Genomic DNA, 18,141 nt, shown 5'->3' on the forward strand with positions numbered 1-18,141 from the left:
AAAATGGAATGAAAGAGGTGGCCTATGAGTAATGTGCCTGTCGTGACAGCACCTGCCGCAAAAGTGAAGGAGCATAAGCTGAGTCTGAAAGAAAAAGTATCCTATGGTTTTGGAGATTTTGGGAACGGATTTATGTTTGATCTCGGGCAGATCTATTTGCTGAAGTTTTTCACAGATGTCGCAGGCATTCCGGCAGCGTTCGCCGGCAGTATTTTTTTGGTCAGCAAGCTGTTTGCGGCTGTGACTGATCCGATTGTCGGCTCGGCCATTGACTACAGAAAAAAGATCGGACCCCGGGGGAAATTCAGGCCGTACTTATTATTCGGAAGTATTATTCTTGCGATCATGACCGTATTGATTTTTGTGTCACCGGACGTGAGCGTCACCTGGAAGCTTGTGTACGCCTATGCTTCTTACATGCTGTGGGGGGTCGCTTATTCTTTCGTCAATATTCCGTACGGCTCCCTCGGCGCGGCCATTACACAGGATGCGGAGGACAGAACGGCGCTTTCTGCATTCCGCCAGATCGGCTCCCTCGGCGCGCTGCTCATTACAAGTGTCATCGTCATCCCGATTCTCGTTCATTTTGATAACGTTCATATCGGCTACCCGGCAGTCATGGGAATGATGGCCGTAATCGGAATCGCGGGATTTATGATCTGCTACCGAAACTGCAAAGAAAGAATTATCGTCCGTGAAGCGCCGAAAGAAAAGCTGTCCGTCATGTCGGTTTTCAAATGCTTTATCGGCAACAAACCGCTTCTGACCGTCGTTTTCATGACGATTTTCTCAATATCGGCATATAACATTAAATCCGCTATGCTTGTTTACTTCGCCCAGTACAATCTCAACAATGCGGAGCTGATGTCCTACATGAGTTTTATCATCATCGGTTCTTCATTTTTAGGTGTTTTGTTTATGCCGAAACTCGTCAAACGCTTCGGAAAAAAGCAAACGGTGATGATCGGTTTTGCCGTCAGCGCCGCGGCTGATGCGCTGAATTTCTGTCTCCCGTCAAATGTATATATCTTTACGGCGTTAGCGAGCATTGCTTTTATCGGGATCAGCATACCAAACGGCATTACGTGGGCGCTTGTGTCGGACATTATTGATTACGGAGAATGGAAGACGGGTGAACGGAAGGAGGCGACGACATATTCGCTTTTCAACTTCTCCAGAAAACTCGCCCAATCTTTATCAGGTTTTCTTTCAGGCATCGGGCTGAGCGTTATCGGCTATATCCCGAATGCATCTCAGACAAAAGGCACGTTAATCGGGATTAAAGGGCTTCTGCTGCTGTACCCAGCTTTCGCTTTAGCGTGCGCCATGCTGATTATCGGTTTGATGTATAAACTGACGGACCGGCAGCATGCCGAGCTCGTTCAGGACTTACATCATGCAAAACCTCAACTTTAGTGATTTTATGGACTGTCCGTTAATGGTACAATAGAAATAAATGACAGCATACAGAAAGAAAGGAAAAACGATGGTAACCATAAAAGATATCGCAAAACTCGCCAACGTATCCCACACCACCGTATCCCGGGCACTTAACGGCAGCCCCTACATTAAAGAGCATACAAAACAGAAAATATTAGAGCTCGCTTCACAGCTGAATTACACACCGAATGTAAATGCAAAAAGCCTTGCCATGCAAAAGTCCCATACGATCGGACTGTTTTTTACAAGCATCACAAACGGAACCTCACACAGCTTTTTTTCCGATACCATCAAAGGTGTAAACCGCACAATCAGTGAGGAATACAATTTGTTCGTCCGCGCGATTGACGACCTGAAAAGCTTTGAAACCATTACGCCCATGAGATATGACGGAATCATTTTAATGAGCCAAAGCGACAGTGATAATTCATTTATTTATCATATCCGCGAGAAAAACATCCCGCTCGTCGTGCTGAACCGGGACATTGATGACCGGAGCATCACGAATATCCTGTCAAACGATAAAGAAGGCTCCAGACAGGCGGTCGACTGCCTGATCGCAAACGGACACAGAGATATTGCGATCATTGAGGGAAAGGAAGGATTCAGGTCAACTTCTCAGCGGAAAGAAGGCTATTTGACATCTTTAATTGATCATTCTATCCCGATTAAGCATGAATACAGTGTAAAAGGCCGCTATGATATGGAAAGCGGCAGTCAGGCGATGGAAAAACTCTTGGCGCTTCAATCACCGCCTACGGCTGTTTTTTGTTCAAACGATGATATGGCGATCGGGGCGATGAATGCCATTTTCGCCAAAGGCCTGAACGTTCCGGAAGATATATCCGTTATCGGGTTTGATGACATCGGCATTTCCCAATACATGACGCCGAGGCTTTCGACAGTAAAACGCCCGGTTGAAAACATCAGCATACTCGGCGCAGAGAAGATTTTGGCGCTAATCGCCGACCCGGATACGGCGGCGGAAAAAATATACGAAAACACCGAGGTGATGATAAGAGATTCAATTAAAAAACTCACATAACGGCCCGTCTGATTATCCGGGTTTTCGTACAGAAAAATGTTAGCGTGTGCATAAATGCAGAAGGAGGCGGACAGCTTGCGTCAGCTGAATAAAAAGATGTGCGGTGAATACATTCAATATCCTGAAAAAGTCCTTCAGTTCGGCGAAGGCAACTTTTTGCGGGCCTTCGCAGACTGGCAGATCGATCAAATGAATCAATTGACGGATTTTAATGGAAGCGTTGTCGCTGTACAGCCGAGAGGCTCTGAGAAAATCAAACGTTTAAACGAGCAGGACGGTTTGTTTACGCTTTTTTTGCAGGGGATAAAGGACGGAAAACCGGCTGAAGAACACATGATCGTCAAATCTATCAGCCGCGGCATTGATCTTTTTTCTGACTATGATTCCTTTAAACGGCTGGCAGCACAAGAGGAGCTTCGTTTTATCATTTCCAATACGACGGAAGCGGGAATTACGTTTGAGAAAGGCGACCGGCTTGAAGATAGGCCTCAAAAAACATTCCCCGGGAAATTAGCGGCGTTCCTTTATTTCCGCTATAAGGCATTTACGGGTGACGCCGAGAAAGGGTGCATTGTGCTTCCATGTGAACTGGTCGAAGAAAACGGACGGAAACTGAAGGCTGCCGTGCTTCAATATGCCGGGCTGTGGGAGCTGGAGCCTGATTTTACTCAATGGATTCATGACGCGAACATCTTCTGCAATACTCTCGTGGATCGGATTGTTCCCGGATTTCCTATTGATACCGCGGAAGAACTTACCGATTTTCTCGGATACGAAGACCGTCTGCTTGTGGTCGGTGAGCATTATTATTTGTGGGTGATAGAAGGGCCGGAACAGCTTCAGAATGAGCTTCCTTTTGCTGAGGCCGGGCTGAACGCACTGATCACGTCTGACCTTACGCCTTACAGGACAAAAAAGGTGAGAATCTTAAACGGCGCTCACACGGCATTGGCGCCAGTGGCTTTACTATACGGACTGCAAACCGTCCGGGAAGCGGCTGAGCACGAGGTGACGGGCAGATTCATCGAAGAGCTGATCAATGAAGAAATCCTCCCTGTGCTGCAAATGGAGGGTGTCACCCAATACGCGGCAGATGTGTTACAGCGGTTTAAAAACCCTTATATCCAACATTATCTGCAAAGCATTACCCTTAACGCCGCCGCGAAATTCAAAACAAGAAACCTGCCGACGCTGAAGGCTTATATCGAACAGGAGGGCCGGCTACCTGAGAAGCTGGTATTTTCGTTCAGCTCCATGATCTATTCATACTGGAACGGACCGAACAAACCGGCTGACGGCGAGGAGGTTCTTAACCGTTTTCAAATGGCGCGGTCCCGTTGCAAAGATGATATGTTTCAAGCGGCATCTTCTATATTAGGAGAAGAGCGACTGTGGGGGAAGAACCTGAATCATCTTCCGGGGCTGACTGAACGAACGGCTTATTTTCTGTCTGTCATTCATAAGCGGGGTATGAAGCATGCGTTACATGAATGCTGAGGCAAAAAGGGGGAAGTAAAATGAAAGAGGTCATAAAAATCCATAAAAACGATAACGTGCTTCTCGCCATGCGCCATTTTAACAAAGGGGAGCGGCTGCATACAGACGGACTGACGATTGAAGTGAAGGACCCTGTAAAGCGGGGGCATAAAATCGCGCTGCAAACCATTGAAGAAAACGGCAGCATCATTAAATACGGTTTTTCGATCGGGCGTGCGACAAGGCGGATTTCGGCCGGCGAGCATATTCATACCCATAATCTGCAAACGAATTTATCCGATGTGCAAGAATACACGTATTCACCGCGCTTCGAGGACAATCCTTTTACAAATGAGAACCGGACATTTAAAGGCTACAAAAGAGAAAACGGTACATCCGGCGTCCGGAATGAACTGTGGATCGTGCCTACAGTCGGCTGCGTAAACGGCGTCGCTGAGAAAATCCTGCAGTGCTTCGTAAAAGAGGCGAAAGACATTGCGCCCTTTGACAATGTGCTGGTTTTAAAGCACCAATACGGCTGCTCCCAGCTTGGCGATGATCATGAGAATACGAAACAAATGCTGATAAACGCCATCCGTCATCCAAATGCGGGCGGTGTGCTGGTTTTAGGGCTCGGCTGTGAAAATAATGAGCTGGCGGCGATTAAGGAAACGCTTTCTGAAGTGAACGGAGATCGGGTGAAATTTCTCGAATCACAGGCTGTCACAGATGAAATTGAAGCAGGGACTGCGCTACTTAAAGAGATACACCTTGCGGCAAAGGGAGATAAACGTGAGGAGATTCCGCTGTCAGAATTGAGCATCGGATTGAAGTGCGGCGGGTCGGACGGTTTTTCCGGCATCACCGCAAACCCTTTATTAGGGAGATTTTCAGATTACTTGATTGCACAGGGAGGGAGCACGGTCTTAACGGAGGTGCCTGAGATGTTCGGCGCTGAGACGATTCTCATGCAGCGTGCGGCGAGCGAAGAAGTGTTTCATAAAACAATCCGATTGATCAATGATTTCAAGCAATATTTTATGAAGCACGAGCAGCCGATTTATGAAAACCCGTCACCAGGGAATAAGGAAGGCGGCATTTCAACGCTCGAAGACAAGTCGCTCGGCTGCACCCAAAAAGCCGGTCTTGCACCGGTTTCTGATGTGCTGACATACGGTGAAACCCTGAAAACAAAGGGATTGACACTGCTCAGTGCGCCCGGCAATGATTTAATCGCTTCTTCAGCGCTCGCCGCGGCGGGCTGTCACATCGTTTTGTTTACAACCGGAAGAGGCACGCCGTTCGGCACATTTGTCCCGACTGTGAAAGTATCAACAAATACCGATTTATTTCAATCAAAGCCTCATTGGATTGATTACAACGCGGGCAGATTGGCGGAAGACCAAACAACAGAAGATCACATTGTAAGAGATTTTATTCAATACATTATTAAAGTTGCAAGCGGAGAATGCGTCAATAACGAAAAAAACGATTTTCGGGAGCTTGCAATCTTTAAGTCCGGTGTGACGTTATAAGGGAAAAGGCGATCTGACAACAGACCGCCTTTTTTATATTAATTTTATTCCGCTGATTAAAATAATCGCCGCCATCACAAACTGCAGCGGGCGCGGTGAGAATTTCGGCGAAAAGAAGCTGCCGAGAAGCACACCCGGCACAGAGCCGATCAACAGATTCAATACAAGCAGGTAATCGACGCTTCCGAAGCTTGCGTTTAACAGACCGGCAGCAGTTACGAGCAGAAAGGCATGTGCGATATCCGTTCCCACCACTTCTGCCGTTTTCATTCTGAACAGGTATAGCATGGCGATCGCAAATAACGAGCCGGACCCAATAGATGTCAGGCCGACGATGAAGCCGAAAATGACGCCGATCAATATCATGAGTGTCCGCTTTTCTTCAAGCGTTTTTTGCTGCCAGCGGTTCGGCCGCAGTTTTTTATCGAAAAAAAGGCGGGCGATAATGGAAATGGCGACAAGGGTCAGCACGTAGCCGAGCGCCTGTTTGATAATCTGCTCCTGATGCTGGTGAAAAGCGGGAAACAAGTGAAGAACACCGATGGCGGCTGTTGCGCTGGGAATGCTCCCGAGCGCCAAGTAGCCGACAAGTTTAAATTGAACGGTGCGCTGCTTCCAATGAGAAACGACACCGAACAGTTTGGTGATGGAGTTATATAAAAGGTCAGTGCCGACGGCGATTGAGGGGTTGATCCCCAAAACGATCAGTAAAGGAGTCAAAAGCGCCGCTCCTCCCACACCCGTCAATCCGACAAGCGTTCCGACAAAGAAACCCATAAACACAATGCTTACAGTCATCTGTGTGCCTCCTGAATAATCCTACTATTTTTATCAGATTATATATGATTAAGAGGCGGTAATCAATTAAATTTTCGGAAAATTTTATACAGTACAAAAAAATCCGCCAGCCTGCTGTTATGTCGCAGACCGGCGGATGGCCGGATTATGATTTTTGCTGATAAAACGGAAGTTCCGTGTGGCCCATTTCTCTGACATACACGAAAAGGTTGCCTTTATGATGAATTTCATGCTCCATGGCAAGCTGAAGGAGAGCAGCGCCGGTCACTTTTCTGCCGAAAGAGGCGGTCAGGTCAATTTCGCGGTTCAGCTGCTCTTCAGTCAGCTGTGACAGGATGTCTGTCGTTTTTTCAGTACATGCTTCCGCCAGTTTGACGAGGTCTGTTTCCGCTTCTTCTTTCGGTTTGTTCTGGATGGCTGATCCGTTTCCGTCGTTAATGACGTTTGCAAACATAAGAAAAGAATAAACGATGTGTTTTACAAGTTCCTGAGCGGACATTGATGTCTCTGCCGGTTTGTAGTCGTAATGCTCGCGGCTGATTTTTTCCGCCAGTTCAATCGTCACGTTTCGATGTGACAGAAAGTGGCTGACCAATTGATTTTGTGCTGTCATGTGAAAACCCCCATTTAATACAGAATAAAAGCTGCAAGGATATGCTATATCAACGGCACGGAAGAAACAAGCAATAAGCTTGTGACGGAGATAAATCGTTGCGGATATCCGAAATTCGACAATTGCGGTCTTTTTGCGTTCTTCTTTTTCTAGCAAATATGATAAAATATGACATATCTCGGTCATTCCAAAAGGGGGGATTTATTGAGGATGAAGCAGACTATTCCGTCCTCTTTTGTCGGGCTCAAAATTAATGAATGGTATACCCATATCCGGCAGTTTCACGTCCTTGAGGCGGAGCGCGTCAAACGTGAAGTAGAGAGAGAGATCGAGGATATGGAAGAAGATCAGGATCTGCTGCTGTATTATTCATTAATGGAATTCAGACACCGTGTCATGCTGGATTACATCAAGCCCTTAAAGGAGGACCCTTCTCAGCCTGAGTTTTCAGAATTATTGGAAGACATTGAAGGCAACCAGTATAAACTGACAGGACTGCTTGATTACTACTTTAATTTTTTTCGAGGAATGTACGAATTTAAACAGAAAATGTTCCTAAACGCCATGATGTATTACAAACGGGCTGAAAAAAACCTTGCACTCGTTTCTGATGACATCGAGAAAGCTGAGTTTGCTTTTAAAATGGCCGAGATATTTTACAACCTGAAACAAACCTACGTCTCCATGAGTTATGCCGTTCAAGCCCTTGAAACGTACCAATCGTATGAGACGTACAACGTCCGCAGAATCCAATGTGAATTCGTTATTGCAGGGAATTATGATGACATGCAGTATCCAGAAAGAGCATTGCCCCACTTAGAACTTGCTTTAGATCTTGCAAAACAAGAAGGCAATCCCCGTCTTATCAGTTCAGCCTTATATAATCTCGGAAACTGTTACGAAAAAATGGGAGACCTCTCTAAAGCAGCCGAATATTTTGAGACATCCGTTTCCATTTGCAGGTCAGAAAAGTTCGATAATCTTCCGCATTCTATTTACTCATTAACACAGGTTCTTTATAAACAGAACACTACAGCCGAAGCAGAGAAGCAATACCGCCTCGGGCTCAGTATCGCCCGCGAATACAATGATGAATTGTTTGTGAATCTGTTCCAATTTTTACATGCGTTATACGGCAAGGAAATGGATAACGCATCCGTCAGGCACACGTTTGATTTTCTGGAAGAACACATGCTGTATCCGTATGTGGAAGAATTGGCGCATGATGCTGCCAAATTTTACATGAAACACGGACAGCCTGAAAAAGCGCTCACGTTTTATGAAAAAATGGTGCACGCCCAAAAACAAATCCAGAGAGGAGATTGTCTATATGAAATCTAAACTGTTGTCAGGATTGCTGCTTGTTGCTGTCGGGTTCAGCTTTACACAGGTGATCGGCCATGAAAGCCATTTGGAAAACCAAGCGGACGGCACATTCCATATTGCCGCGCGCAACCAAACATAACATAAAGACCCTTCTTTGGAAGGGTCTTATTTTTTGCATGCGTATCCATTCCATTTTTATCCGAATGCAGGGTCTATATGCTCAAGTTATCTGTCCTACGAATGCCACCTATTGATGAAAAAGGCATAAGGAGAGATGAAGAGTGGGGATTGAAGTGAAAAAACGGCTCGTATCGGCTGATAAATATGCGTTAAAATGTCCGAATCCGATGACGCCGGAGTATATTACCATTCATAACACGGCAAACGACGCATCCGCCGCTAATGAAATCAGCTATATGACGGGAAACAGCGAATCAACGAGCTATCATTTTGCGGTTGATGACAAAGAAGTGATCCAGGGAATTCCGTTGGACCGGAATGCCTGGCATTCGGGAGACGGCACGAACGGTACCGGAAACCGAAAGTCGATTGCTATAGAAATCTGTTACAGCAAGTCAGGCGGCGAACGGTACAGAGCCGCAGAAGAACTGGCGATTGCGTTCGCGGCGCAGCTTTTGAAAGAACGGGGCTGGGGGATTGACAGAATCAGAAAGCATCAGGACTGGAACGGAAAGTACTGCCCGCACCGCATTTTGTCTGAAGGCCGCTGGGATGAAGTGAAGGCGAAGATTGCAAAGAAATTAAGCGGAAGTATGCCGGCGAAAAAAGCCTCTATTTCTTCTTCCGCCTCTGAATACCATGTGAAAAAAGGCGACACCTTATCGGAAATCGCCGCATCGCACGGTGTCAGCGTAAAATCGCTGCAAAGCATCAACCATATCACCGATCCGAATCACATTACAGTCGGACAAGTGATCAAGCTCGCTCAGACGGGTTCTTCTTCAAAAAGTCAGGCTGTGTCTTCCTATCCGCTTCCATCCGGTGTGATCAAAGTGACGAAACCGCTGACGAAAGGGACAAACGTAAAACAAGTGCAAAACGCTTTATCCGCTCTTTATTTTTATCCCGATAAAGGAGCAAAAAATCATGGGGCGGACGGCGTTTACGGTCCGAAAACGGCAAATGCCGTAAAGCGTTTTCAATCCGTCAGCGGATTAACGGCAGACGGAATTTACGGCCCGAAAACGAAGGCGAAAATTGAAGAAAAACTGTAATCAATAAAACGGAAGCTCCCCGGGCTTCCGTTTCTTCTTACATACAAACTGCGGCAAGGGCCTTTTGAATATCATAAATGCTTTCATCTTTTTTAAACTGCTTTGAGACAGCGGGAAGTTCCGCTCCTGAAATCCAAATTTTCAGCTCTGAATCAAGGTCAAAGCGGCCGGCGGTTTCTACGCTGAATCTGGAAATGCTCTTGTACGGAATGGATTGAATCTCCGTTTTCTTCCCCGTGAGTCCCTGTTTATCAACAAGAATAAGACGCTTATCCGTAAAGACAATGATATCTCGGACGAGCTTAAATGCGGCGTTGACATTCTCACCTTCCAGCAGAATACGAGCCAGTTCTGCTTTTGCTTCAGCCGTCGATATTGTCGACGCATTGCCCAGCAATCCATTGATGAACCCCATGATATATCCCCCCTGATACGTATTCTATCAAATCATACTATAAAAAGGTTTCCATTCCCAGATGAGTAGAGTAAACTGATGCTGACTGGAAAAGGAGAGCATGTTACACATGAAAGATAGATATGACAATTTCGCAGCCCTTTCTGCTGCTGAATCGGAATACAGAATTATTTATGAAGAAAAAGAGGGAAGTAAATGTATCGTCCTCGCTCCCCACGGCGGGAGAATTGAACCGGGTGTCAGTGAGCTGGTGCGGGCATTTTCTGACCAAAGCTCAATTTACTTATTTGAAGGGACGAAGCGGTGCAATAACCGTTCTCTCCACTTGACAAGCACACGCTTTGACGAACCCCTGGCTTTAGAAAAAGTGACCGCCCATCATTACGGATTGGCTTTTCACGGGTATCATGATCTGAAAAAGGCAAATACACTCGTCGGGGGCGCGGATCTGGAAAAAGCAAGACTGATTTGTGATCTGCTGCGTGAAGCGGGATTTGATGCCGAGCTGACAGAGAAGAATGATCGGCTGGCAGGTGTAAATCCCGGCAACATTGTCAATCGGACAAAAAGGAAAATGGGGCTGCAATTGGAAGTGAGCACGGCGCAGAGACACGCGCTTTTCAGCAATTTTGGCTGCCGGGGAGAAAAATATACGCCAACCGATCTGTTTTTTCGGTATGTAGAAGCCGTGAAGGCCGGTTTTTATGAGTAAAGAAAACGGACTCGCACCGCCTGCCCATTCTTTCATACACTAAGATTGTTTGAAAGAATGGGGGAATAGTATGTTTTATCATATTAAAGAGCTTCAATACCGCGCAAAGCCGTCTTGTCCTGATCCGGCTTACGCGAAAAAGCTTCAAGAAGTACTTGGAGGGCAGTACGGTGAGATCAGCGTCATGATGCAATATTTGTTTCAAGGCTTTAACTGCCGTGCCGATGAAAAATATAGAGATTTGCTGCATGATGTCGGAACGGAAGAGATCGGACATGTGGAAATGCTTGCGACGATGATTTCAAGGCTTTTGGACGATGCGCCGGCTGATGTGCAGGAAAATGCCTATAAAAGTGACCCGGCCGTCGCGGCTGTTATGGGGGGAATGAATCCGCAGCACGCCATTGTTGCAGGTTTAGGCGCAATGGCGGCTGACGCTGAAGGATACCCTTGGAATGCGAAATACATTATTTCCAGCGGGAATTTACTTGCAGATTTTCGGGCAAATTTAAATGCGGAATCCCAGGGACGCCTTCAGGTGACCCGGCTGTATGCGATGACTGACGATCCGGGTGTCAGGGATATGCTGTCCTTTTTAATTGCAAGAGATACGTATCATCAAAATATGTGGTACGCGGCGATAAAAGAGCTGGAAGAAAGAGAACGGGACATTGTCGTGCCTGCGACGTTTCCGCGTGAACTCGAAAAGCAGGAAGTGTCGTATGACCTGTTTAACTTTTCCAGAGGAGATGAGAGTTCACAAGGAAGATGGGCCCGCGGTGAAGCCTTTGACGGACGGGGCGAGTTCAGGTATATTTCGGTCCCGGTCGCGTTCGCATCTGCGCCTCATCTTAAACCGGCGCCAATGTGGCTTCACAATACACTTCTTCCGATGTCAAAATGCTGACACTCTGCCCGCAGAGTGCCGCTAGTTTTCAATAAAATACGGCGTTTTTTCTTCAGCGGCATGCAAGTGTGTCTGTCCGCTTTCATAATACCCATTCGGCCGCTTGTCGGATAACAGACAAGCGAGCCGCTTCTGAAATTGAATACCTGCTTTACGCCGTTCAAACAGCTCCAGCCTTTTTTCCGCAAATGATGCCGTCACCCGGAAAGCGGCTGCGATTAAAATAACGGCATGGCTTCTCCGCTGGGGAAGCTCCATGTTTAACAGCATAAAGGTCGGCACACAGAAGTGGTACATAAAATGGTTGGCCTGAAATTCCTGCAGTTCCCTGAACAGCTTGTTCATATGAAAATGGTTGCCGGTATGCTTCAGCACATGGCACAGTTCGTGCGCAAAATCCTGCCATTGCTCTTCGGGTGACTTTTTTTGATTCAGGACGATGCTGTACATGCCGTCCCGCTTCAGCATCATACTGTGCGTATCTTCAAAATGAATCCAAATGTCAAGCTCCTTGGCAATCATCTGCATATCAATATGGAGAGGGGCGGTCATTCCCATGCGGCAATATAAGTTTTTGACGTATTCCTCAAGATGTGTTAAAAAATCGCCCAATTGAATACACCCTTTCGAACATATGTTCTTTTTTAGCGAGAAAGAAAAGCCCTGATCGGACTTTGAATCAATTCCCTTTTCTTTTAAAAATAAACATTCAGCTTTTATATCGGCTGAACGTTAAGCAGTTTAAAGGAAAAGAGCGGATTATTTATGTTTCGGCCTGCGGTTTTTCTCTTTTTCTTTTAAATAATTAATGAATTCAATGGCCTGCTGCTTGCTTTCCGGCGAAAAGTCCTGCATGTCCCGATATGCTATCTGCAGGTCGGGATCGGCAAACATGTCTTCATCTGAAGGTTCTTTTCCGGTTAACAAATAATCAGTCGACACTTTGAAATAATCCGCAAGCTTTTGCAGCGTGTCGTAATCGGGTTCAGATCGGCCGTTTTCATAATGAGAATATCTGGCGCGCGAGACACCGATATGATTTGCGACTTCTTCCTGCGTTTTCTTTCCTCTGAGACTCTTTAATCTTCCGCCTATCATCCGAATGACCTCTCTTTTTTCAACACCCTAAGTTACTTATGATTATAGATACAAAATGTATCAAAATAAAGAGATGATAAAAAAAGTATCAAAAAGGTCTTGATGATACGAAATGTATCGTATATAATCAACATCATAAGGATACAAAATGTATCAAAACACGATAAGAAATTGATCAGGAGGGTGAGAGATGCAGCCGATAATCATCCGTTTCAGCAGCAATCCGGCTGACCAGAGATGTTTAGGGAAAGCAGGCGGTTCGATATCTTTTACCGCTTGCGGACTTCCGGTCTTCCGATTTGATAACCGATTGCAGTATGAACGCTATATAAGTCTGAAGAAAAACGGAGACGTCCAATATGAATCGTAAAAGCTACCCGTTTTTCATCTATTCCGGATTATTGAATTCAGAACATTATGAAAAAATAGGGTCCGCCATATGGCTGTTTTTATGGTTCATCAGCTCAACGACAAAGGAACACGTAAAAGACGGCGTAAAGTGGGGGATCGTCCTCGGTCATAAACCCGTAAAAGCAAAAGAAATGGCCGACGTATTTGCCGTCAGCGAAAAAACCGTCAGACGGTGGCTCGAGAGCTTGGAACAGCATGAATATATCAAAACCGTCCGCGCCCCTTACGGACTCATCGTCTCCGTAAAGCACTCGAAAAGATTCACGCCGAAAAAGACATTGACCCGTCCGGAAGTCACAGACCGGACAATATCGGCGGATCACCGGGACAAAAATGTCCGGAGAGAAATAGATATAACAAAAAATCATACTGCTGAAGAAGCGATTAACGACATTGCCGCCCATTTTATCAGATTAAGGTCTGCACAGGAGGGGCGGAGCGTATACCCCTCGCCCCGGGATTATCAGGCCATCGCCCGTATTGTTTCCCTCGGTGCGTCAGCACAAGAAGCAATCAAATGGCTCGGCGAATGCTTTACCGCTTTTGAACAGCGGCGCACCTCTTCAGCTGAAACGATCAAGGCTTTCAGCTATTGCGCCAAGTATATGGAAGACCGCTTGAATGCACGAATTGCGGGAAGGACAATCACAACAAAAAAAGAGAGGAATACGATACATGACAAAACGAACGATCGAGCAGATACTGGCCGACCTGAAAAACGGAAAACGTCCATTACTGGCGGACAGACCGGAAGAATCAGACGAAAGCCGCTTTGACTGTCCGCTCTGTAAAGATCAGGGCGGTTATCTCAAAAACCAGCTGGGAATGGATGTGTGGGTGAAGTGCCGCTGCGCCGCCGAACGAAAAGCAGAGCGCATCCTCAGCGCAAGTGAGATTACAGGCGCCTTTCGGAAGCTGGATTTCAAAGGATTTATCACGCGGGGCAAGCCTCAGGCAGTCGTCGACGCATATGAGTGCGCCCTTGAATATGTTGAAAACTTCGACAAGATTAAAAACTGCCGGAAAAACAGCATTGCCCTTTTAGGGCGTCCGGGATCGGGAAAAACCCATCTTTTGACCGCTCTCAGCAATTATGTCATGAGACAGAAGCAGACACCGGTGCTGTATTTTCCTTTTGTGGAGGGCTTTACGGATTTAAAAAATGATTTTGATCTGCTTGATGCAAAGCTTGGCCGTATGAAACAGGCGGATGTGCTTTTTATTGACGATCTGTTCAAACCGCTGAACGGAAAACCCCGGGCGACCGATTGGCAGATTGAACAAATGTACGCCGTCGTGAATTACCGCTATTTAAATCATAAGCCGGTTCTTATCTCGAGCGAGCTGGCCTGTGACGGACTGGTGCAGGTTGATGAAGCCTTGGGCACAAGAATTTATGAGATGTGCAGCGATTATTTAGTCATCATTAATGGCAATTCATTTGACGTAAACCACAGATTAGAGGGGGCGAGATAATGTGTAAGCTGTGCGGGCCGAAGAAGGTCATTGTGACGGAAACGGGTTTCGGCGCTGTCTTTCACCCTTGCCCGAACTGCAAAACAGGCACTGATTTAACGCCGGTCATTAAACGTCTTGAGCGAATGGTTCAAGACGCAAAAGTGAGGCTTGATGCACGTGTGCAAATATATTAAATGGCTTTTTTGCCTGCTGTTCAGGGCGAAACGGATAGAAAAGCAAATTGAAGCATGGCATGAGGCTGATGGAAAGTGAGGATAACCATTGCAAGAAAAACACAGCCCCGCTCCATGGCGGGCCGTACACAGCGGAGAAGAAAAACCCATTTACATTTATTCCGCTTACAGCGAAGCGGATAAAGAGAAGTTCCCTTATTCAAACGGAAGGCTCATCGCGGCCGTTTTCAACTTAAGTTCATACTCTCAGCAGATCAACGCGGCATTGATGGCGAAAGCCCCGGAACTTTTTGAGGCGGCCGAAACGGCTCTCCGCCTGCTCCGGGGAGAAAGTTCTGAAGAAAAAGAAGCGTTTATAAATCAGCTCGAAAGCCTCATACATGAAGTAAACATCCTGAAAAAGACGGAGGACGTAAAACATGAATCCTAAAAAACTGACTGACATTGAACATACAACATTAAAAAGCCAGCTGGAAGAAGGCAAGGTTCGGGTGATTATTGTAGACGGACTGAAGAAGGAAGCATGGCTCGCCGAAGCGCCGGAGCACGGCAAAACGCTTGTCGAAACGCGAAAAGGGGATCTGGCCCGGATCGAATATGAAATCGGCTTTAAATTGAATTAAAAACAGAATACGTCCAAGACGGAAAGCCTGCGGACACTGATCAATCGCGCACATGCTGCGCATTGGTTGGTGTCCTTTTTTTGTTCCGAAAAAGAGGAGGATCTACATGGAAGACTTACTATTTGAATATAAACGCACGCTGAAAGAGACGAAAAAGTGGTACAAGCAGCTGGAGGAAGCCGATGAAACGGTGCTTACTTCAGAAGAACTGAAAGATAAAAAAATCATCAGAACAATCATTACAGATGTGGAATATGTCATCGAATGGCTTGAAAAAGGCCGGCAGCCCGGCATAAGAAGAGCGATAGACCGCAGAGACGCTTATCAGAGAATGCTGATTAAAGATCCGAGAATTATAGAAACCTATTCACAGGCGCTGATGTTTGAACCTTCCGGGAATGTGACTGAAGAAGACAGAATCAGACTGCGGGACGCATTAGCCGTTTTAACGGATAGAGAAAAAGAAATGCTGCTGCTCCACAAAGCGGAATGCTTTTCATATGAACGGATCGCCGCCTTGCTGAATGTAAAGAAATCAACCGTACAGACGACGGTCAAACGGGCGCTTCTAAAAATTCAAAAACAGCAGGAACAAAGAAATCAATCGCCTGCTTCATAAGTTGTCATACGTTTGCCACCTAGAAGTGAACAGACGATCACAAAAAGCGGCCCGATTAGAAGCCGCTTTTTATTATAGACAATCATGTCGGAGGTGGCGGTGATGCCGTAGCATGAAAAACGCAAAAAGAGAACAGGCATTTACAATCTATCAGTCTCATAAAGGCCGCATCACAAATCGCGCCCTTGCCGGCAAATCAGGCGTATCCGCAAGAACGATCGGCAGATGGAAAAAAGAAGGGCGCTGGGACGAGGCGCTCCATAAGAACGCGGAAAGCGGCGGAAAAAACAACCCGGGCGAAGGTGATGAGTTAAACGAACGCCAGCGGCTGTTTTGTCTTTATTATGTGAAAAGCTTTAACGCCACCCAATCTGCGATAAAAGCCGGGTATTCACCGGAAAGCGCGCATGTGACGGGAAGCAGGCTGTTGAAAAACGGAAAAGTCGCCAAAGAAATCAGCCGCATGAAAAAGGAAATGGTCAATAAAGTGTTTGTCGAAGCGATGGACGTTCTTCAAGTCTATGTGAAAATCGCTTTCGCCGACATTACCGATTATGTAACCTTCGGAAAAAAAGAGGTTCAGGCCTTCGGAAAATCAGGGCCGCTCTTTGACGAAAATGATAATCCGATTATGCAGGAGATCAGCTACGTTGACGTTAAAGATTCGCACCTTCTGGACGGAACCATCGTCACGGAAGCAAAACTCGGAAAAGAGGGCATTGCAATAAAGCTTGCCGACAAGATGAAGGCTCTTGAAAAGCTGTCCTTGTACTTTGATCTTTTCCCCGATCAATTTAAACAAAAAATCGAAAATGAAAAATTAAAGCTGGCACAGCAGAAGATGGAAAAAACAGAAGACAGCCAAAAGCCGATTGACATTGTCATTACGCGGAAAGAGGAACGGTCATGATTGAAAAAGCGGTCAACCCGCGCTTTGAAGATTATTTGTTCAATTGGAATGAAACGTACCAATTTCTCGTCGGAGGCTACGGCTCGTCAAAAAGCTATCATACCGCGCTGAAAATCATCCTGAAGCTGCTTCGTGAAAAGCGGACGGCGCTTGTCGTGCGGGAAGTTTTCGATACGCACAGAGATTCTACTTTTGCCTTGTTTGAAGATATTATCGGGGAGCTTGAGCTGGAACATGCCGTAAAGGCCGTGTCTTCGCCGATGCAGCTGAGATTTTCAAACGGAAGCCGGATTATGTTTAAAGGGATGGACAACCCGGCCAAATTGAAATCCATTCATCATATTTCACTGATTTGGATTGAAGAATGCTCTGAAGTGAAGTATGAAGGCTTTAAGGAGCTGATCGGCCGTCTGCGCCATCCCGAGCTTTCGCTTCATATGATATGCACCACAAATCCCGTCGGCACCTCCAATTGGACGTACCGGCATTTTTTCCGTGATGACCAAAAAAAACGGCTCGTATTGGATGATCAGACGCTGTATGAAAAAGGCACCGTCGTTAAGGGAGATACGTATTACCACCATTCCACAGCGTGCGATAATCTGTTTTTGCCGAAAAGCTATATTAAGCAGCTGGACAGCTTACGGCATTACGATCCCGATTTATACCGGATCGCCCGCAAAGGACAGTTCGGCGTTAACGGCATCCGCGTGTTTCCGCAGTTTCAGGTCATGGAGCACAACGAAGTAACGGAGCGGATTGCTTCCATCAGACGCCCCCTGTTTCGGACGGGCATGGATTTCGGTTTTGAAGAGTCATACAATGCGGTCATCCGGCTTGCCGTCGATCCGGATCAAAAAGACCTTTATATTTTCTGGGAGTATTACAAAAACAAAATGACCGATGATCAGACAGCTGAGGAGCTTCAGGAATTGGCGGATCAAAAAGAGCTGATCAAAGCGGATTCGGCTGAGCCGAAAAGCATCCAATATTTCCGCAGGCAGGGCTTTTGCATGGTTGCGGCCAAAAAGTTTCCGGGCTCAAGACTTCAGTATACAAAAAAGCTGAAACGGTTCAAACATATCTATTGCTCAGACAGCTGTCAACATACGATCCGCGAATTGCAGAACTTAACGTACGCAAAAAACAAAAACGGCGTTCTGTCGGAAGATGAGTTTTCAATTGATCCCCACACACTTTCAGCCATTTGGTATGCGCTGGATGACTATGACGCGGCGGATCTGAAAGATGCATCACAAAAACGGAGACGTCCGAATCGGGAAAGGAGGAGGTAGGTGTTGCCGAACTATCAAAACGTTAGAGCCA

23 protein-coding genes are annotated in these 18,141 nt (G+C 46.3%); 18 read left to right on the forward strand and 5 right to left on the reverse strand.

Annotation, left to right across the window (positions count from 1 at the left end; all coding sequences use genetic code 11):
• The first annotated feature begins 24 nt into the window (after positions 1-24).
• The 4 genes from G9F75_RS07505 to G9F75_RS07520 all read left to right on the forward strand — a co-directional run bounded on the left by G9F75_RS07505 (position 25) and on the right by G9F75_RS07520 (position 5,496).
• Entirely contained in the window at positions 25-1,416 is a 1,392-nt protein-coding gene (locus G9F75_RS07505; RefSeq protein WP_072177402.1) for an MFS transporter, read from the forward strand.
• Positions 1,417-1,486: 70 nt separating this feature from the next.
• Complete coding sequence (locus tag G9F75_RS07510; protein ID WP_007407297.1) at positions 1,487-2,485, forward strand: LacI family DNA-binding transcriptional regulator; 999 nt, start codon at positions 1,487-1,489, stop codon at positions 2,483-2,485.
• 75 nt (positions 2,486-2,560) lie between these two features.
• The gene (locus G9F75_RS07515; protein ID WP_121984189.1) at positions 2,561-3,982 is read left to right on the forward strand and encodes a tagaturonate reductase; all 1,422 of its coding nucleotides are present in this window, start codon (positions 2,561-2,563) and stop codon (positions 3,980-3,982) included.
• Positions 3,983-4,002: 20 nt separating this feature from the next.
• Positions 4,003-5,496 (forward strand): UxaA family hydrolase, encoded by a 1,494-nt coding sequence (locus tag G9F75_RS07520; protein WP_121984190.1) that lies wholly within the window; start codon positions 4,003-4,005, stop codon positions 5,494-5,496.
• A gap of 33 nt (positions 5,497-5,529) precedes the next feature.
• Here G9F75_RS07520 and G9F75_RS07525 read toward each other — a convergent pair whose 3' ends face one another.
• Together G9F75_RS07525 and G9F75_RS07530 are read right to left on the reverse strand one after the other, a co-directional pair.
• Positions 5,530-6,294: a sulfite exporter TauE/SafE family protein gene (locus G9F75_RS07525; RefSeq protein ID WP_007610763.1), complete on the reverse strand. Its 765-nt coding sequence runs from the start codon at positions 6,292-6,294 to the stop codon at positions 5,530-5,532.
• A gap of 145 nt (positions 6,295-6,439) precedes the next feature.
• The gene (locus G9F75_RS07530; protein ID WP_021494037.1) at positions 6,440-6,907 is read right to left on the reverse strand and encodes a DinB family protein; all 468 of its coding nucleotides are present in this window, start codon (positions 6,905-6,907) and stop codon (positions 6,440-6,442) included.
• A 204-nt stretch (positions 6,908-7,111) separates the two neighbouring features.
• Here G9F75_RS07530 and G9F75_RS07535 point away from each other — a divergent pair, with 204 nt between their 5' ends.
• From G9F75_RS07535 to G9F75_RS07545, 3 genes are all read left to right on the forward strand, one after another.
• On the forward strand, positions 7,112-8,248 hold the full coding sequence (locus G9F75_RS07535) for a Rap family tetratricopeptide repeat protein (protein ID WP_087920760.1): 1,137 nt from the start codon (positions 7,112-7,114) through the stop codon (positions 8,246-8,248).
• The gene (locus G9F75_RS07540) at positions 8,238-8,372 is read left to right on the forward strand and encodes a PhrA family phosphatase inhibitor (protein ID WP_003154881.1); all 135 of its coding nucleotides are present in this window, start codon (positions 8,238-8,240) and stop codon (positions 8,370-8,372) included. The genes G9F75_RS07535 and G9F75_RS07540 overlap by 11 nt, the downstream gene beginning before the upstream one ends.
• 142 nt (positions 8,373-8,514) lie before the next feature.
• Positions 8,515-9,468 (forward strand): N-acetylmuramoyl-L-alanine amidase, encoded by a 954-nt coding sequence (locus tag G9F75_RS07545; RefSeq protein ID WP_094295690.1) that lies wholly within the window; start codon positions 8,515-8,517, stop codon positions 9,466-9,468.
• A 37-nt stretch (positions 9,469-9,505) separates the two neighbouring features.
• On the opposite strand, the gene G9F75_RS07550 is transcribed toward G9F75_RS07545, so the two are convergent.
• Entirely contained in the window at positions 9,506-9,883 is a 378-nt protein-coding gene (locus G9F75_RS07550) for a PH domain-containing protein (RefSeq protein WP_007610770.1), read from the reverse strand.
• Positions 9,884-9,992: 109 nt separating this feature from the next.
• Here G9F75_RS07550 and G9F75_RS07555 point away from each other — a divergent pair, with 109 nt between their 5' ends.
• Positions 9,993-10,595, forward strand: a complete 603-nt coding sequence (locus G9F75_RS07555; RefSeq protein WP_109566877.1) for a poly-gamma-glutamate hydrolase family protein — start codon at positions 9,993-9,995, stop codon at positions 10,593-10,595.
• A 70-nt stretch (positions 10,596-10,665) separates the two neighbouring features.
• Entirely contained in the window at positions 10,666-11,502 is an 837-nt protein-coding gene (locus tag G9F75_RS07560) for a manganese catalase (RefSeq protein ID WP_021494033.1), read from the forward strand.
• 21 nt (positions 11,503-11,523) lie between these two features.
• On the opposite strand, the gene G9F75_RS07565 is transcribed toward G9F75_RS07560, so the two are convergent.
• Both G9F75_RS07565 and xre read right to left on the reverse strand, forming a co-directional pair.
• On the reverse strand, positions 11,524-12,114 hold the full coding sequence (locus G9F75_RS07565) for an ImmA/IrrE family metallo-endopeptidase (protein ID WP_021494032.1): 591 nt from the start codon (positions 12,112-12,114) through the stop codon (positions 11,524-11,526).
• 147 nt (positions 12,115-12,261) lie between these two features.
• Positions 12,262-12,600: an HTH-type transcriptional regulator Xre gene (gene xre / locus G9F75_RS07570; protein ID WP_003154871.1), complete on the reverse strand. Its 339-nt coding sequence runs from the start codon at positions 12,598-12,600 to the stop codon at positions 12,262-12,264.
• Positions 12,601-12,790: 190 nt separating this feature from the next.
• Here xre and G9F75_RS07575 point away from each other — a divergent pair, with 190 nt between their 5' ends.
• The 9 genes from G9F75_RS07575 to G9F75_RS07615 all read left to right on the forward strand — a co-directional run bounded on the left by G9F75_RS07575 (position 12,791) and on the right by G9F75_RS07615 (position 18,110).
• A complete protein-coding gene (locus G9F75_RS07575; RefSeq protein WP_014417518.1) occupies positions 12,791-12,970 on the forward strand; it encodes a hypothetical protein in 180 nt (59 codons plus the stop codon).
• A complete protein-coding gene (locus G9F75_RS07580) occupies positions 12,960-13,787 on the forward strand; it encodes a phage portal protein (RefSeq protein ID WP_014417519.1) in 828 nt (275 codons plus the stop codon). The genes G9F75_RS07575 and G9F75_RS07580 overlap by 11 nt, the downstream gene beginning before the upstream one ends.
• A complete protein-coding gene (locus G9F75_RS07585; RefSeq protein ID WP_014417520.1) occupies positions 13,687-14,487 on the forward strand; it encodes an ATP-binding protein in 801 nt (266 codons plus the stop codon). The genes G9F75_RS07580 and G9F75_RS07585 overlap by 101 nt, the downstream gene beginning before the upstream one ends.
• Positions 14,487-14,663, forward strand: coding sequence for a hypothetical protein (locus G9F75_RS07590; protein ID WP_014417521.1), 177 nt, complete (start codon positions 14,487-14,489; stop codon positions 14,661-14,663). The genes G9F75_RS07585 and G9F75_RS07590 overlap by 1 nt, the downstream gene beginning before the upstream one ends.
• A gap of 88 nt (positions 14,664-14,751) precedes the next feature.
• Positions 14,752-15,093, forward strand: a complete 342-nt coding sequence (locus G9F75_RS07595; RefSeq protein WP_014417522.1) for a hypothetical protein — start codon at positions 14,752-14,754, stop codon at positions 15,091-15,093.
• Positions 15,083-15,286, forward strand: coding sequence for an XtrA/YqaO family protein (locus G9F75_RS07600; RefSeq protein ID WP_007610788.1), 204 nt, complete (start codon positions 15,083-15,085; stop codon positions 15,284-15,286). Before G9F75_RS07595 ends, G9F75_RS07600 begins: the two co-directional genes overlap by 11 nt.
• 106 nt (positions 15,287-15,392) lie before the next feature.
• Positions 15,393-15,905, forward strand: a complete 513-nt coding sequence (locus G9F75_RS07605) for a sigma-70 family RNA polymerase sigma factor (protein ID WP_007407279.1) — start codon at positions 15,393-15,395, stop codon at positions 15,903-15,905.
• A 112-nt stretch (positions 15,906-16,017) separates the two neighbouring features.
• Entirely contained in the window at positions 16,018-16,815 is a 798-nt protein-coding gene (locus G9F75_RS07610) for a terminase small subunit (protein ID WP_072177407.1), read from the forward strand.
• Positions 16,812-18,110, forward strand: coding sequence for a PBSX family phage terminase large subunit (locus G9F75_RS07615; RefSeq protein WP_167409025.1), 1,299 nt, complete (start codon positions 16,812-16,814; stop codon positions 18,108-18,110). The genes G9F75_RS07610 and G9F75_RS07615 overlap by 4 nt, the downstream gene beginning before the upstream one ends.
• The last annotated feature ends 31 nt before the right edge of the window (positions 18,111-18,141 follow it).

Source organism: Bacillus sp. EKM208B (assembly GCF_011800725.1).
GTDB classification, from domain to species: Bacteria; Bacillota; Bacilli; order Bacillales; family Bacillaceae; genus Bacillus; species Bacillus velezensis.